The organism is Ruegeria sp. CDSB114 (assembly GCF_059611025.1).
Map to the genome: position 1 here is coordinate 148,379 of NZ_JBXWOT010000003.1, position 13,674 is coordinate 162,052.

A 13,674-nucleotide genomic window follows, 5' to 3' on the forward strand; every position below is an offset into this window, starting at 1 on the left:
GACCCGCCTCGCATTTCCCGGGCAAGCGAGGCTAGGTCATGATGCTGCGACATTCAGATGCCTCCGTTGCTTTCCGGAATGCTGTGACAGTATGCTTTTTGGTCCATCTACCCGTACTTTGCCGCCCTCTATGACGATAACCCTATCGACAAGTTCCAATAGGCTGGTTCGATGGGTTACGATCAGCATAGTTGTGTCGGGGGTCGCCTTTTTGAGCCGCTGAATGACCTCAGCTTCGGTTTTGACGTCCATGGCACTTGTTGGCTCGTCCAGAAGAAGAACCGGAGGTTTACCAATCAAGGCTCTGGCCAAGGCGATGGCCTGCCGTTGTCCCCCTGACAATCCCTCACCGCGCTCTGCCAGATTTTGGTCATAGCCTCCGGGATGGCGGGAGACAAAATCCTCGACCCCAGCGACTTGCCCCGCCCAAATCAGGTCCTCATCCCTTGGCCTGATTGCGCCGCTTTTGATATTGTCGCGGATTGACCCGGAAAACAGCCAAATATCTTGCAGAACAGAGCCGATATTGCGCCGCAAATCACCTGGATCAATTTGTCTGATATCGACCCCATCCAATTGAACAGACCCGGCGTCTGGATCGTACAAACCAAGCATTAGCCGCGCGACCGTGCTTTTCCCCGAGCCGATCGGACCAAGGATTGCAACCTTCTCTCCGGGCGAGATGGTGAATGAAACACCGGACAAGACGTTGTCGTGTTTTTCGGGATAAGCAAACTGGATATTTTCGAAGGTTAATCTCCCTTCAAAGCGATCGCGACTGATCCAGCTCCGCCCTTCGGGGCGCTCACTGTCGGCCTGCATCAAGGCATTAAGGTTTCGATAGGCATTTCGGGCCTGATTAACCCGTGTCAGGGTCTGTGCCAGTTGCCCAAGTGGCGCAAGAGCCCGCCCGGTCAACATGACCGAAGCAACAAGCGCGCCCATGCTTGCCTGACCATCCATCACAAGAAAAACACCGTAGAAAACGATAAGGACCTGGGCGGCCTGTTGGGTAAATCCGGTCAAATTCAAGGCAAATTGAGTCACTGCCCTGCTGCGCGCGCCATGTGACGACTGAAGCTGTATGGCAGCCTCCCACCGCGACCTCATGGGCCGGGCCGCCGCTGTCGTTTTTATGGTCTCCAACCCGGATACAGTTTCGACCAGAACCGATTGCTTGGATTGACCATCGGTGAAGCTTTTCTCGGCAAGGTGAGAAAGTATAGGTTGCACGATGATGCCTGCTAGCAAAACGACAGGCACAGCCAGAGCTGGAACAAGTGCAAGTGGGCCACCGACCAAGTAAATGACAAAGACAAACAATGCTATGAAGGGTAGATCCACGACTGCCACCAAGGTGGCGGATGTGAAAAACTCACGGAGTGTCTCAAATTCACGAATGGTGCTGGCCATGGCCCCTGTCGAACCTGTGCGCGCCTTCATGCGAATGTTGAGGACCTGGTCAAAGACTCTACGGCCCATCGAAATATCTGCTTTCTGGCCAGCCCGATCTATGAATCCTGCCCGCAGGAGTTTGAGCACGAAATCAAAAAGCAGCGCGATCCCAACACCTGCTGTCAAAGCAATCAGAGATTCTGTGGCTTCGTTTGGCAAAACACGGTCATAGACGACCATGATAAAGACCGAGGTAGATAGACCAAGCAGATTTGCCAACGCCGCCGCAAGCGCAACCTGAGTGTAAGACCAACGATTTGCCGCCATAGCGGACCAAAACCAGTGGCCCGAAGCAGAACTGGACCCCGTGGCTAAATCCTCACGGTGGTTGCGCCGCAGCAGGATCGCAAACCCTGTATAGACTTCTGATAGATCGGTTTGCTGAATTTGACCTATTTCCGTGCCAACCTCCGGATCATAGATCAGAACCCGATCATTTGAGGTTCGGCCATGAAACACAACGGATCTTCCCCCTTCAAGAATCAACAACGCAGGAACCAAAGTGTTGTCAAAAGCTGACAAAGCCCTTTTTCCGTATCCCGCCTGGACCCCAACACGCCGTGCCAGTTCCAATGAATCGCGGATTGTAAGCTCTCCGTTCGGGCCTGTTTGGGCCGCGAGGATCCCGGCAAAAGTGATTGGACAGTCAAGATGGGCCGCAGCGTGCATCAGGCATTTTTCAAAGCACGATAACTCGGGCGTTGCGAAGGCAGGTGTCAATTGTTTCATTGAGAGCCCTCAACGGAACTGATTGAAATGCCAAGGAGGTCCAGGATGTCACCAGTCAAACTAAGGATTGCGTAGTCTGTCAGGAAATAGTTCTGTTCGGCTAGGATAAGTCTTTCCTGCGCATTCACATAGTCGCGCTGTGCGTCAAGGATTTCGATCAGACTGCGTCGTCCGATTGTGAATTGCGCGCGCGCTGCTGCAACACTGTCAGCATTCGCTTGCGCAGCTATTCGCGCCTCTCTAAGCCGTTGTGCTCCAGCAATTTGGTCAGCGCGAATTGTGTCCAGCTCTCTTTGTATTTCTCGCGTTAGGGATTGATGAACGAATTCCGCTTCGCGAACTTTGGCTTCAGCCGCGGTAATGGCGGCACGGCGCTGTCCAGTAGAGTCCAGCTCATAATTGAAAGACAGGTCGACCCCGAAATTTGCGTCATTGCTATCATCCCGATCCGCAAATGCCGAAACATTCACGCCGGGTTGACGGCGTGCCAAAGCGGCAGCACGTTCTGCCTTGGCAGCAAGCAGGGCCGCTTCTGAACGTCGAATCTGCAGGCTTCCCGTTACGATACTATGATCCGATTGTGAGATCGTCGGCGCTTTGACTGGGGGTTGAAGATCACCTGACGGGCTGCCAAAAACTTCACGAAACCGGGCATCGGCGAGGTCCACTCTGGCTTTTGCATCCGCCAGTCGCGTCCGTGCATCGGCCATCCGCGACCGCGCTGTCAATACATCGGCGTTCGAACCAGCGCCTAATGCAGACCTCTCGGAAATTTGTTGAACGAGCTGTTGGTGGACTTCCACATTTTTCACCGAAATATCCAGGATTTTCCGTAAATCCAAGACCACTATATAGGCCTCAATCGCAGCCAGAGCGGTTGCCGAGGCTGTTGATAACTGGCCGCCGCGACTTTCAAAAACCCGTGCTTTTGCAGCAGTCAAATCACCGGATGCGGCCCCCCCGTCATAAACGAGCTGTGAGATCCGCAGATAAGGGGTCACGTTGGCTGTGTCCGAGTCTACCCGCTCGGATCTGGCGTTGATTCCAAGTGAAACCTGCGGAAGAAAGGCCCCTTTTGCCGCGTCGTGGTTGGCTACGGCCACATCCAGCGCGGACATAGATCGCGCGAGGTTGGGGCTGGTCTCGACAGCGTTCCGTACACGCTTGCCAAAGGAACTGGTGGTCAGTTTCTGAGATGGTTCATGTGTGCGGAAACCCACGGCCCCGGTCGAAGAAGAAGCCTCGACCCCGGCAATGTCAGGTGGCTGGGTACAGGCCGATACTATGCTGAAAGAGAGAGCAGAAATCAGAAAACTCAAAAAGCGACCGCATGTGGGCATTTGTCATTCACACTTCATTAGGGCCAGATTACGTCATCGGTTTGGGCTTGGGCGAATGCACTCATGAAACCGGTAAGTTCTGAATTTTCGGTGTATTTTACAGATGCACCGGCCTGGGAAATCTGCTTTTGCGCCTGAAAAAGCCATCTGAGATTGGATAATGAAGCCTGATGGCCATAGATCAGGCGTAAGCCTTTTGTTTCGACCAGTTCCAATTTGCGTTTTGCCGATAGCTGTTCCAGGCGTGCAGAGTTGATTTGCAACCAGTTATGTGCAGAGCCTAATTCCAAATTGTCGCTCAAGGGCTCAAACAGCCCAAATGCGTCTATCATCTTGCAAATTTCGGTAGTTCTAATCTGAGAGGTTGCGCGCGCTTTCAGGAAGTCTTGAACTTCTTTCAATTCAGTGCCGAGCTTATCCGGAGCTGAAAAAAAGGGATTGTCAGAGCACTCTTCGGTCAACAGGCCCGAACCTTCATCTACCACCAGCTGAAAGGTGCTGCCGCTATCCAGCCGGCGGCACGTAAAAGGATGACTACGCAGTTCGGACGGAATATAGCTGGCCAGCCAACGCCCTTCTGTTGAAACAAATGGCGAGGGTTCACCAGCAAGAAGTGAATATACCGCAATCGGTTCAATTTCTGGGCCGGTCCTGCGAAACACGATCGGAAAAGTGGCTGCAATCTGGAGCACCTCTTCTTCCACGATCACGCTCTCGGTGCGTTCAGCTGCAAAGTCATAAGATGTGAAACGCTTCCAATACCGATGACTGTGACGGTTGAAATTGATCGGAACTAGGCCATTCTGTGCCATTTCTACCTCTTGAAAATCGAGAGTACTGCCACCCGCGTAGGGTGGCAGCGTAGTCGAGCGTCAGGCACTGGCCCCGGTTGGATCGGTATGCAGAATATTGTCAGCAGTAAGCCCGCTGAGGTCATCCAATCCGGTGAAATGGGCCACCGTTTCGACTGTCGCCGCATCGGATGCGGAATAGTCGACCTTGACCAGCACACTGTCAGTTCCATCCGTTGCCAGGACATAGATCTCGTCACCTGCTTCGGCGCCGGTAAGGCTTTCGACCGCGGTCTCGATGGTTTGAGCAGTCAGATCGCTCAGCTCTGTCGTCAAACCAACCACTCCGGTGTCCGCGCCTAGTGCATCCCCTACTGAAAGCGTTTCCACACCTGTACCGTCGCCGCGCAGGCTGTCGACATCCAACCCACTGAACATGATCGCATCAGCGGTGTCAGTCGCGGGTCCAGTCGTGAAGCCAGTGATCGTATCAACGCCATTTGCTGTTGGGTCCGGCTCGAACACGACAATGTCCCGACCAGCACCTGAGACATCCACTGTGTCATCGCCGTCCTGGCCACGAATGACGTTGTCGATGTCGGTTGCAATCAATGTGTCGTCGGCTGACGTCCCGATCTGCAGCACCGATGGACCACCATCCGGAGTCGTCAACGTCAGAACAATCGGTTCAGAGGCATCTAGAACTGTCATCGTGAATGTGACGATGGGTTGGGACAGGTCGGAATAGGTGGTCGCCGCGCCAGCAAAACTGACGGCTGATCCACTCACCGGGTTCGTCAGGAACAAATCGAATGCCCCATTCTCGACATCTGATCCGGTGTCAAACGTCACCACTGAGGGATCGAAACCCAGTTCGGCTGTGATCGCCAGACCGCTGGACAGATCCGTATCAGGATCTGCGTAGATTTCAAATGTGACCGTTGATCCACTTTTTCCGGCTTCAGTGATCACATAGGCTGCAGGTTCATGGGCCGTGTTTTCATCCGTAACTGGCAAAGGATCAGGTCCACCTGCCACAGATACCTCTGCACCAAAGTCCAGATCATCCCCCGCCTCGACTGATGCAAAGGTCGCAGCACTTACCAACAGTGCCCAGGTTCCGTCGGCTCCGACCGTAGCGGTTCCGACTGACACGGAATTCAACGTCACATCTACAGCCTCGCCTGCGGCAAGGCCTATTGACGTGCCAGAGACAACCACTCCTGAATTTTGGACGTCATCCAATGAAACAGCACCGTTTGTTCCAGCGTCATTGATTGTCAGGACAGGCCGGAAATCCGTGGTTAACGGGGTGGTGGCGGCGGTAGAGATGTTGCCGGCGGAATCCGTAACCGTCGCAGAAACCTGGAAGGTTGTGCTGTCTGCCAGCGCTTCCAAGTCTCCGGACGGAACGGTTGTCGACCAGGTACCACTTGAGGCGGTGGCAGTATAGGACTGCCCGTCCAACGTTACGGTAACCGTTTCCCCGTCGGCGGCATCTGTTGTGCCGGTGATCGTCAGGTCACTATCTTTTTCGGACACATCCAGCTCCGACCCGACCGAAAGAGGGTCGATGGTGACCGATGGCGCGGTAAAGTCTGTGTCAAAACTGGTTGATGTCGCTGTTGTGTTCCCAGCCGCATCCGAAGCAGATGCCTCGACATCGTAGGTTTCACTATCCTGAAGCCCCGCCAAATCCCCGGCTGAGGCGGTATAGGTCCAGGACCCGCCCGTTACAGTCGCCGTGCCGGTGACGTCAACTGTGCCGTCCTGCCGAACGATTTCTACGGTCACAACCGTGCCATCTGCCGCATCGGAAGTTCCGGACACCGTAAGGTCGGTTCCTTGTTCTGCTGCGTTCATGACAGCCCCATCCGACAACCCGGTGATGGAAACCGCCGGTGCTGTGAAATCCGTTGTGAAACTGCCGCTGGCCTGCGGGGCCGGATTGCCAGCCGCGTCAGAGACATCTGCGGTAACATTGACGGTTGCTGCATCGGACTGGGCAGCAAGATCTACCGCCGGGACGGTCGCCGACCAGGTACCGCCAGAGGCGGTTGCGGTGTAGTCCTGCCCATTCATGGAAACGGTTACGGTTTGACCATCCTCAGCGTTCGTCGTTCCAGAGATTGTCAGATCAGTGCCCTGTTCGGCTGCATTCATGACAGCGCCGTCGGAGAAGTTGTCGATGCTGACAGTTGGCGCAGTGGCGTCCTTGGACAGGGGCACACTTGCCTGCGGTGCAGATAGGCCGTCTGTGTCAAGCACATCCGCAGTGATTGTAAAACTAGCCCCGTCTGTCAGCGATGCAAGATCGCTTGCCGGGACTGTGACACTCCAACTGCCGCCGCTTACTGTGCCGCTGTAGCTTTGCCCATCCAGAGATACTGTCACCACCTGACCGTCCTGAACATTTCCTGTTGTGCCACTGATGGTCAGGTCGGAGGCGGTTTCGGCAGCGTTGATGACCGCGCCAACTGACAATGGCGCGATATTCACCGAAGGCCCCGTCAGATCGACCGGAACTGAGGCGGTGGCCGGTACCGATGAGTTTCCTGCCAAATCATCTACGGCAACACTTACCGTGGCCGGATTTCCGGTGGAAAGCGAGCCGAGGTCGCTGCTGGGTATGGTGACACTCCAAGTACCGCCTGACGCGGTGCCGGTATATGTCTGGCCATCGAAGGTCACGGTGACTGTCTGCCCGTCTGCGGCGGATGTCGACCCGGTGACACTCAGGTCAGAGCCGATGTCCCCCAGGCCGATCGAACCGCCAGAGACCGGATCAAGCGTGATCGTTGGAGCGCTAAAGTCTGTGTCAAAGCTTGCGCTTGTCTGTATCGCCGGATTTCCTGCGCGGTCGTCGACATCGGCAGTCACTGAAACGGTCACCCCGTCAGGCAGGGCGGCCAGGTCTGTGGCCGGCACGGTAACACTCCAGTGGCCGCCGCCATTCACTGTCCCAGTATAAGTCTGCCCGTTTACAGATACCGTTACTGTTTGACCTCTCTCGGCGTCAGAAGTGCCCGAGATTGTAAGATCAGTCGCTTGCTCGGCGGCATTCAGAATGGCCCCGTCCGAAAAGCCCGTAATGCTGACCGTCGGTGGAAGAGTGTCCACATCGAATCTTACCGTTTCGACCGATACTTCCTCACCCGCTCCATCCAGGTTGCGAACGGTGACTGTTGTCACTCCTTGAGGAAGGCTAGCCGCCTCAACCGCCGTAAGGGAAATACTCCAACTGCCATCTGGATAGGGCGTTGCCGTCTTGGTCAGTGACCCGATTGTCACCTCGACGGTTGTGGTTCCGGTCGGCGCCATCAGGTTTGCGCTGGCGCTGTTCAATGCGTTCGCTTGCAGACCAGCAAGGTTCAGGCTTTGGAAATCCGGCGCAGGCGACGGAGCCTCGTCATTTCCACCGCCGCCGCCACCACCTCCTCCTGCTGCGGCTGCACCCGCCAGACCAAGGCCTCCCAAAACAGCACCGGCTCCGCTAACGCCGCCAGCGGCTGCTGCGGCTCCCCCGGCTTCGGCGGCCAGTGCGAATTGCGCGATTTCCGCCGCCGCATCTTCGGCAATCATGATGGAGCCGCCGTCCAGGATATGAACATTCTCTGCCGAGACCAAAATCGTGCGCCCATCTTCCAGTTTGAGAAGAACATCGCCATTTGCCAGTAGCTTTGCGCTGTTAACGCCGGGAATCGCATCAGCGAATTGGAAGGTGTCCAGTTCTTCGGCCGTGGCCTGTGCCAACGCAGGAAGGGCAAGCAAGGCCGAACTTAGGCTGCCTGCGATACCGCGCCCGACCCAGCGGCGCATTTTGTTGTCGATCCACTTGCGTATCTGTTGCCGCTGACCCGCATCGGGCCGGGTACTTGCAGGATTGCGTGTAATATCAGGTGTTTTGGTCATCTTGCCCTCACATGCTGTTTCCGCGCTGAAATCATGGGCAGCGACGTTTTGTTCATGTGTGTTGCCCATCGGATGTTCATGCGGTCGGACCAGAAAAAATTGTGTTAAACTGAAACCGAACTCCTCGTTTTCACCACAATCCCGCTTTGGTATTGGACCGGGCATCAGATCATCCTGTTCAAGAGCCAGATTTTGGCGTGGGGTGATTTGGTATGATGCTTCAGTTCGGCGGAGTAGTTGCAACAGGGAGCGCAGCGCTCGATTCAGGTATCGGCGATACGGCTTTAGAAACGTTTAACGGGGAAACGTATCTGTACAGCCTGACCGGACAGGGAGGGGGCATTGTCGTATGGCACCTCGTCGAAGGCGCGGTTCCCCAGCAGCAAGACATAGAATATTTCAGTGGTGCAATCTCGGGCACCGTTGGACGTTCCGGGGTAATGGTTTCTCTGTTGGGGGGCGATCAGATCGTTCTGGATGTCAGGTCGGCAATCGGCCTTGTCAGCTACGAAATCCTTCCAGACGGATCTATCGGAGAATTACAGGAAACCGGGACCCTGAACGGTGGGGGTGGCTATTCGGCCTTAGTGCAGGTTTCCTTTGGATCGGTCGACATTCTGGCCGTGGCGCAAGAGGGCAGCGGGTTGATTTCGACCTATACGGTCGGCTCAGATGGCTCACTGACCTTTGCGGGGGCCGTTGCAGGTCAGGCCGACTCGATCCAGACCGCTCAGTCCGGGTCGGATCATTTTGTCGTCGCAACCGACGCTACCAGCAATTCGATAACGACCTATTTGGTGGACAGCAGCGCGGGAACCTTGAGCCTCGCAGATTCCGGCGATGGGGTCTCGACCTTGGGCATTGGCGCCCCAACGGCCGTCGAAATTGTGCAGGCGCATGGCCATTCCTGGGTCATCGTTGCTGGCAGCGAAAGCAACACGATCAGCGTCATGGAGCTGTCTGGTGATGGCCGGTTGATACCCACCGATCATGTGCTGGATACACTGAATACCCGCTTTGAATCGGCTCAGGACCTGGCCGTGGTCGAAGTGAATGGTCAGGTGTTTGTCGTGGCCGGGGGAGGCGATGATGGGGTGACACTGTTTACCCTGACACCGGATGGTCAACTGGTCTATCTGGACAGTTTTGCCGATACGTTGAACACCGGGCTGCAAAATGTCGATTCGCTCAGCCTGGCCCATGTCGGGGACGAAATTCAGATCTTTGCGGCCTCACAAGAAGAGGCCGGGTTGACGCAGCTTACTTTTTCGGTCGCTGACCCGGGTATCGTCGCGGACGGTTATGGGACAGTCACTGGCACCGCGCAGAACGATATGCTCAGTGGCAGCATCCTTGATGCCTCTCTACTTGGCGGCGGCGGCGATGACATCCTGATAGCGGGGATTGGGGCCACTACGATGACCGGCGGTTCCGGGTCTGATATCTTTGTGATGCAGACCGGAACCGCGATGACAACGATTACCGATTTTGAAGTCGGATCGGACAGGCTGGATCTGTTTGACTATCCATTTCTGCGCTCACCTGGACAGCTCACTTTTACGTCCACCGCGCAAGGTGCGCAGATCGAGTATCTGGATAATGTGGTTCAGGTGTTTTCGGCGTCAGGTGCTCCGCTGACCAGTTCAGATGTCTTTGGCGCCGGATTTGGCGGGCCAGACCATATTCCGGTGGATTTGAACGGTTTGGGCGGGCTCGACCCGGACAGTTCGGCAGGCATTCAAGGGAATATTACCATTGATTCACAAGCTGCAAACCCCGGTCTGTCAAACGCTGAAATACGTTTCACCCCGGAAGGGGGCGGCACGGTTAGTGTCCAAGCCGACGATGAAGGGAGGTTCGATCTGGATCTGCCTTCGGGCACATTTATCGGTGAACTGGATATCATAAAGTCCTATTCGGCTGGGACCGGCGAGATCACCGCTCTGGACGCATTGCAGGTCTTGCGACTTTCCGTGGGACTGGACCCGACATGGGGGCAGGCAGCACCGGAAAACCTGATTGCGGCCGATATAAATCAAGATGGCCTCATCAACGCTCTGGATGCGCTGGCTATCTTGCAGATCGCCGTCGGATTGCCCACAGCGCATGAGGCAGAGTGGGTGTTTCTGGACGCAGACGCCGATTTGTCGGGGATCACAAGTTCAAACGTGACCTACGAAACCGGTGTCGATGTCGTCGCGGTAGAAGGAGTGATCACGACTGACATGACTTCGATCCTGTTGGGCAATCTCGAAGCAGTTTAAAGACGACGGAATCTATTCCCGGAAGGCCCTGTTAAAGTAATCGGCCATCGGTTTTATCAGATATGAAAACGGGGATCGCTCGTCCGTCTTGATCATCGCTTCGACTGGCATGCCGGGTACAAGACGTTGCCCGTTCAGGCGCTCGATCTGGTTGGCATCAGGTAACATTTCAGCGCGATAAAATGTGTGTCCAGTGTTCTCATCAGTGAACGTATCGGCAGAAATCGTGACAACATGCCCTTCGATTTCGGGGGTTTCGCGTTGGTTGAAGGCGGGAAATCGCAGGAGGGCGGGCTGCCCAATATACACTTGGTCCACATGAATCGCATCTACGCGAGCGGCAATCAGCAGAGGAATTTCCTGTGGTACGACATACATCATCGGTTCTGCCGGTTGTACAACCGAATGCAGTGCAAACACCTGGCTTCCATAGACAGTACCGGAAACCGGCGCCCTAATATCCAGCCGCGATAGACGAACAGCAAGCGAGAGCCTGCGTTCAGACAGTTCGGCGATTTTCGATTGCGCATCGCGTAAGGCGGTGATTGCTTCTTCGCGGCGTGTCGCCTGCAGTTCTACAATCTTGATCTCGGTTGCCGCGATTTGGCCTTTGAGCCGCGCGGCAGCCGCTTCGAGCCTGCCTATTTCACCTGTCAGGCTGGCTTCTTCGCGTTGCAAGGCGGAGACCCGACTGGCTTGTGTCAGACCGCGTTGAAGCAGGCTTTGCTGGTCCTGCAGCTCCTCCTGTATCAGATCGACCTGACGGCGCAGCGAGACCAGTTGCGCCAAGGTGCCCTCGATCTCGCTTTCTATCTGAATGCGTTGCTTGCTCAACTGCTGAGTCTGCTGATTTAGGGTATTCAGACGTGCCTCGAACAGGCGTTGCTGGCCGGCGATCAGCTCAGGGTCAATGTCTTCTTGTTTCTGTACGTCGTTCAGCGCGGATGTCAAAACAGTCAGATCAGTACCATCGCGTTCGGCCTGAAGCCGCGCCTTTCGGACGAGTAATTCAAACAGCTGCGCCTCAACGATGGTCTTTTCCGAGGTCAGAAACGTGTCATCCAGACGTAACAGAATGTCGCCGCCGGTGACGGAATCACCGTCGCGCACAAAAATCTCGCCGACCACGCCACCGTCTGGATGCTCGACTACCTGTCGGTTGCTTTGAACTTCGATGACGCCCTGCGATACAATGGCGCCTGCCAGCCTGGTCTGCACCGCCCAAAAGCCCAACCCGCCGATTAAAATAGCCAGTGCGAGAAACCCGACCAGAGCAGGAAATGTAATGCGCCAAACAGGGCGCGTGTCATTATGATTGGGCTTTTGCATTACTCACCCACCCGTGCCAGACCCTTTTTGATCGCATTTGCGTTCTGAACCATGGCGCTTAGCACCTCATCGCGGCTGCCGGATTTCACGACCTGGCCATTTTCAACAACAGCAAGATCGTCGCATTCCGAAATGGCCTGTGGCCGGTGCGTCATGATGATGGCTGATTTACCCGCGGCCTTCAGTTCTCGGATCGCGGTGTTCAATGCCTCAGTGCCATCAGCATCCAGAGCCGAGTTCGGCTCGTCCAGGATCAGTAGGACAGGATCTCCATACAAAGCGCGCGCCAGAGCAATACGTTGCTTTTGGCCACCCGACAGTTGACTGTCATTGCCTTCCAGAAACGTGTCGTACCCCTTTTCCAACGTCAGGATTAGGTCATGTGCCTTGGCTTTCTTGGCTGCAGCGATGACCGCTTCCGAATCCGGGTTTTGGGACATCCGGGCGATGTTTTCGGTCACTGTTCCGTTGAACAAAGTGACTTCCTGCGGCAGATACCCGATGTGTTGGCCCAAATCATCAGTGCCGTATTGATCCAGCGTAGCGCCTCCAAGCCTGATTTCGCCAACGGCCGGTTTCCACAATCCTAACAGGGCTTTGGCAAGCGTGGATTTTCCTGACCCGCTTTTGCCGATCACGCCCAAAGCTTTGCCCGGCTCTAGTTTCAGTGAAACGTTCCTGAGTGTCGGTAAATCGGCGCCGGGTGGTACAACGGTCAGTCCTTTGGCGATCAGGCGCGCATCTGGTACAGGCAATTTGGTCCGGTCTGGCTCGGGCGGGGTGGTGTCCAGGAATCGGTTCAGTGAAATCCACGCAGATCGCGCACGCTCCACCAATGCCCACTGGCCCACCGCCTGCTCGACCGGGGCCAATGCGCGCCCAAGCAGGATGGACCCTGCGATCATTGCCCCGGGGGACAGTTCGTTTCTTAAAACCAGCAAAGCGCCCAATGCCAGCATGGCAGATTGCAAGAACAGCCGCATCGACTTGGTTAATGAGGTAAAGCTTCCGGTCCAGTCGCTTGCCGAGATGGTCTGTCTCAGCGCATCGGTCCTCTGGGTCAGCCAGCGTTGCGAGATGTCGTGCTGCATTCCTTGCGAGCGGACAACTTCAGCGGCTTGTCTGGCATGTTCTGAGAATGAGCCTGCCCGCGCCGAGGCCTGCTGCGCAGCGGCAACCTTTCTATGAGTGAGCGCCTGATTAAGCAGAGCGATGACAATCAGGATCGCGCCACCCGCAACCGCAAGCCATCCAAGTATCGGGTGAAATAGGAAGATTGCTGCCAGAAAAACCGGTGTCCAGGGGATATCCATTACGGCCAGCAAAACAGGTGAGGAACACAGGTTCTGGATTGCCTCAAGGTCGCGCAAGGCAGTGGCTGGGGCTGCACGGGCCTGCGGAACAAGAGATTTTCGCAGCGTTGCCTCGAACACCCGCTCGTCCAGTTGCGACTGGAACCTCGCTCCGAACCGCGCAACGATACGTCCTCGCGCAAAATCCAGCATGGCCATAAGGCTATATAATAGAGCGACAATCAGAAACAGCGCCGTGAGGGTTTCAACCGCCCGAGAGGCAAGGACGCGGTCATAAACCTGTAGCATGAATAAAGGCCCGGTCAGCATCAGCAGGTTGACAAAGATGCTGAACAGGAAGGCCAGTGCCAGAAATGACAGCCCCTTGTTGCGCACCTTGCGCAACTCATGTCTGGCAGGCAGGGACCTGGGAATTTCAGAGCTCACGTTGTTAGCCTTGGGTTACTGTTCGATACGGGCATTTGCGCCTTAATTTCTTGCACATTAGCCTTTGCTAAGCCTAATGCAAATGTGCGACTTCCCGGTTCAGGGAAATGGGCTG

At 55.6% G+C, this 13,674-nt stretch carries 7 protein-coding genes; 1 reads left to right on the forward strand and 6 read right to left on the reverse strand.

Features of this window, described 5'->3' with window-relative positions:
- Positions 1 to 36 precede the first annotated feature (36 nt).
- The 4 genes from AC2FIP_RS10215 to AC2FIP_RS10230 are packed head-to-tail and all read right to left on the reverse strand — an operon-like array spanning position 37 to position 8,227.
- Positions 37 to 2,184, reverse strand: a complete 2,148-nt coding sequence (locus AC2FIP_RS10215; protein WP_496786256.1) for a type I secretion system permease/ATPase — start codon at positions 2,182 to 2,184, stop codon at positions 37 to 39.
- On the reverse strand, positions 2,181 to 3,503 hold the full coding sequence (locus AC2FIP_RS10220; RefSeq protein WP_496786257.1) for a TolC family protein: 1,323 nt from the start codon (positions 3,501 to 3,503) through the stop codon (positions 2,181 to 2,183). Before AC2FIP_RS10220 ends, AC2FIP_RS10215 begins: the two co-directional genes overlap by 4 nt.
- Positions 3,504 to 3,541: 38 nt before the next feature.
- On the reverse strand, positions 3,542 to 4,336 hold the full coding sequence (locus AC2FIP_RS10225) for a SapC family protein (protein WP_496702696.1): 795 nt from the start codon (positions 4,334 to 4,336) through the stop codon (positions 3,542 to 3,544).
- Between the two features lie 60 nt (positions 4,337 to 4,396).
- The gene (locus AC2FIP_RS10230; protein ID WP_496786258.1) at positions 4,397 to 8,227 is read right to left on the reverse strand and encodes a beta strand repeat-containing protein; all 3,831 of its coding nucleotides are present in this window, start codon (positions 8,225 to 8,227) and stop codon (positions 4,397 to 4,399) included.
- 212 nt (positions 8,228 to 8,439) lie between these two features.
- Here AC2FIP_RS10230 and AC2FIP_RS10235 point away from each other — a divergent pair, with 212 nt between their 5' ends.
- Positions 8,440 to 10,491 carry a dockerin type I domain-containing protein gene (locus AC2FIP_RS10235; protein WP_496786259.1) on the forward strand — a complete coding sequence of 684 codons (2,052 nt, stop codon included), beginning with the start codon at positions 8,440 to 8,442 and terminating at the stop codon, positions 10,489 to 10,491.
- A 12-nt stretch (positions 10,492 to 10,503) separates the two neighbouring features.
- Here the strand turns inward: AC2FIP_RS10235 and AC2FIP_RS10240 are convergent, their stop codons facing one another.
- A complete protein-coding gene (locus AC2FIP_RS10240; protein ID WP_271948965.1) occupies positions 10,504 to 11,820 on the reverse strand; it encodes an HlyD family type I secretion periplasmic adaptor subunit in 1,317 nt (438 codons plus the stop codon).
- A complete protein-coding gene (locus AC2FIP_RS10245) occupies positions 11,820 to 13,559 on the reverse strand; it encodes a type I secretion system permease/ATPase (protein WP_496698371.1) in 1,740 nt (579 codons plus the stop codon). The genes AC2FIP_RS10240 and AC2FIP_RS10245 overlap by 1 nt, the downstream gene beginning before the upstream one ends.
- Between the last annotated feature and the right edge of the window lie 115 nt (positions 13,560 to 13,674).

Excerpts from the sequence above, each read along its gene's own strand:
- AC2FIP_RS10225 (WP_496702696.1), bottom strand. The coding sequence starts at position 4,336 with ATGGCACAGAATGGCCTAGTTCCGATCAATTTCAACCGTCACAGTCAT.
- AC2FIP_RS10230 (WP_496786258.1), bottom strand. The coding sequence starts at position 8,227 with ATGACCAAAACACCTGATATTACACGCAATCCTGCAAGTACCCGGCCC.
- AC2FIP_RS10215 (WP_496786256.1), bottom strand. The coding sequence starts at position 2,184 with ATGAAACAATTGACACCTGCCTTCGCAACGCCCGAGTTATCGTGCTTT.
- AC2FIP_RS10235 (WP_496786259.1), top strand. The coding sequence starts at position 8,440 with ATGATGCTTCAGTTCGGCGGAGTAGTTGCAACAGGGAGCGCAGCGCTC.
- AC2FIP_RS10240 (WP_271948965.1), bottom strand. The coding sequence starts at position 11,820 with ATGCAAAAGCCCAATCATAATGACACGCGCCCTGTTTGGCGCATTACA.